At 52.9% G+C, this 1629-nt stretch carries 1 protein-coding gene and 1 pseudogene; both read left to right on the plus strand.

From position 1 onward, the window contains the following. Window positions 1–876 (plus strand): flagellin (locus tag FHI25_RS20455; protein WP_210520910.1); only part of this gene is annotated, 876 nt, incomplete at its 5' end. 253 nt (window positions 877–1129) lie between these two features. Further along, window positions 1130–1629 (plus strand): annotated as a pseudogene (locus tag FHI25_RS20460) (flagellin); the annotation flags it as partial.

Genomic DNA, 1629 nt, shown 5'->3' on the forward strand with positions numbered 1-1629 from the left:
GGCGCGGCCCTGACCCCGGTCAACGGCTTCGACAAYTTTKCCATCACCGATAACAACTACTGGGCGACCGATACCGATAGCGACATCACCGATAACAACTTTGAAGTTGATATCGATTACGCTGCCGGTGGCCAGGTCATCATGACGGTGAATGCCACTGTTGATGGCGACAACCGTTCGCAGTCAATCGACGTAACGGACTATGCTTCGGGCGGCACCACCGCAATTGGGGCTGGTGAAAATGCGACCCTGAACTTCGATGAGCTTGGCCTGAGCTTCACGGTGAACACCAACTTCTCGGCATCTGTATCGTCAATTGCCGCAGACAACACTGGTGCGTCGAACTTTGGCTCTGACACCACGTTCAACGGCGTTGCCGGTAACGATTCTTCGGCGAACGTGATCAATATGGCTGCTGACAACGGCCAGGGTCTCCAGCAGACTGTTGACTTCCAAGTCGGAGCAGGAAACACCGCAAATGATCGTCTAGAGATTGAGTTTACCGCAGTTGACTCTGAAACTCTTGGCAGTGGTGCAGCTGGTACAGCAGACTCCATTTCTGACCTTGGCGCCAATGCGATTGATACAGCTGCCGGCGCACAGGAAGCTGTGGAGGTTGTCAGTCGCGCAATTGATGACCTGCAGCGTGCTCGTGCCAATATCGGTACCTATCAAAACCGCTTGGATTTCGCGGCACAGAACTTGGCCTCAACGCAGGAAAATACAGAGTCTGCGCGCTCGACCCTGCTTGATCTTGATGTTGCCGCCGAAATGACCAACTTTACGTCAAAGCAAATCCTTGTGCAGTCTGGCGTGGCAATGCTCGCACAGGCCAACCAGATGCCGCAGAACCTTCTGCGCCTGTTGCAGGGCTAACTTAACACAACTCGATAGAAGCAACACAAACGCCGGCAAAATGATTTTGCCGGCGTTTTCTTTTTGCCTACTACGTCAGTTCACTAATGCTTGGTTAATATTCTGATAGACTCAGGCGATACAAACGTATAAGTTTGATGCGTTAAAGTGTAGCTTTGTAATTTCAATGCATGAAAAACACAAAGCGATCCGGCATGTAGTCGGAATTTCGTGACGGGCCTCCGTCAGAGCTATCCATGTAGGAGATACCAAAATGGCTCTCAATATTATTTCCAACTACGCAGCAAACGTTGCGCACCGCAACTTGTCTGCTTCTGATGAGATGGCGACCCGTTCGCTGTCCAAACTTTCATCTGGTACCCGCGTTGTTTCTGCACGTGACGATGCCGCTTCCATGGCCATCGGCGCGCGTTTGAATGCAACCACCCAGGCTCTCAAAACCGCAACTGTCAACGTTGGTCAGGCCAACTCGATGCTCCAGATCGCCGATGGCGGCATGGCAACCATTGATGACATCCTCGTTCGTATGAAGACACTTGCCGTTCAGGCATCGTCTGGCAACCTGTCCGACACCGAACGTGGCTTCCTCAATGACGAGTTCACCGAACTGCGTGACGAGATTGATCGTATTGCGTCTTCCACCAACTTCAACGGCATTCAGCTGTTGGGTGACGGCGGCGACGTTGCGATTAACTTTGGCGATCTCGCGACCGGCGGAAGCGGCGCGGCCCTGACCCCGGTCAACGGCTTCGA

The sequence above is a fragment of the Thalassospira sp. ER-Se-21-Dark genome, assembly GCF_017922435.1.
Classification (GTDB): Bacteria; Pseudomonadota; Alphaproteobacteria; order Rhodospirillales; family Thalassospiraceae; genus Thalassospira.